The 781-nt window shown below is 67.3% G+C and carries 1 pseudogene; it reads left to right on the plus strand.

Features of this window, described 5'->3' with window-relative positions:
• Positions 1–209: 209 nt before the first annotated feature.
• Positions 210–781: pseudogene (locus L5G32_RS19135) on the plus strand (HNH endonuclease); the annotation flags it as partial.

Here is a 781-nt window from a genome sequence, read left to right on the forward strand (position 1 = left end):
GTCGTGGCGGCAGATCGGCCGGGGTGGTGTCCCGGCACATACTTTCGCATTGCTGCTTACGTGCAACGCCGATCGGTGAGGCACGTGAACCGAAGAAGGGGGATTGCCATGTTCGCTACGTGTGTCCGCCAGTTCACCGATCAAATGATCGACGAACTCGCTCCACCCACCGCCACCGACACCGAGGAAGGGGACACGGTCCGGTTGGCGTGCCGACTCGATCGGGTCAGCACGATCGGCGCCGACGACGCCGACAGATCCTGTCCGCGATCATCGAGATCGCGCGGGCCCGCAACGTCCTCGACGCCGCCCAAGCCACCCTGCTGCGGGCAGCCGAACGCGCCGGAATCCCCTACCGCAAACGCGTCCGCACCGCCGCCGGCCTGTTGACCGAGATCGGCGTACCGGCGGCGGTCGCGCACCGCACCGCCCGCAACGGCCACCACGCCGAACGGTTAACGCCGATCGCGCGCGGGCTACGGGACGGATCACTGTCGGCGGAGATGGCCGACGCCATCGGTAAAGGCGTCACCGCAGTAGAGAAACGCGTCGGTCTCGACGAGACCGACCGCACCACGTTGACCCGGAAACTATTGGTACAGACCACCCCGGGCGAGGTCGCCGCCACCGCCAGACGCGAAGCAATCCGGCTGACCGCCGACAGCGACGACCCGGACCTGGTGCCGGCCGCAGAGAATCCCGACCTGAACGAGATGGTGGTGACCACTGATGAGGAGGGCCGGATCACCGCGACCGCGGATCTCGACGTTCTCACCGGGGA

Source organism: Gordonia zhenghanii, assembly GCF_021738965.1.
Classification (GTDB): Bacteria; Actinomycetota; Actinomycetes; order Mycobacteriales; family Mycobacteriaceae; genus Gordonia; species Gordonia zhenghanii.